This window comes from Halomonas marinisediminis (assembly GCF_004347715.1).
Classification (GTDB): Bacteria; Pseudomonadota; Gammaproteobacteria; order Pseudomonadales; family Halomonadaceae; genus Halomonas; species Halomonas icarae.
On the sequence record NZ_SLTR01000368.1, the window covers coordinates 1 to 281 of the forward strand.

Genomic DNA, 281 nt, shown 5'->3' on the forward strand with positions numbered 1-281 from the left:
GCGGTCGACAAATCTCTGGGTCAGTGCCATGTGCAGGGCATCTGACAAGCGGTCTTCTACAGCGCGGGTTTCGCCGCGCCAATGGCTATCCTGTTCGACCCACCCCTTGCGTTGGGCGACATAGGTCCATGTGCGAATATACGCCAAGCGTTTCGACAATGTGTCAATGTCGCCATCTGTCCGGTCGATACGGGCGACTCGTCGCGCAAACCCCGGCCCGGGCACGCGGCCCTCGTCCTGCCGGAAGCCGAAACTCCGCGCCCCCATGCCCGCGTGCTCGC

At 63.7% G+C, this 281-nt stretch carries 1 protein-coding gene; it reads right to left on the reverse strand.

Annotated features, from left to right (window positions below; genetic code table 11):
* Positions 1 to 281, reverse strand: a 281-nt coding sequence (locus E0702_RS17035; protein ID WP_132045728.1) for a hypothetical protein, incomplete at both ends; no start/stop codon positions are given.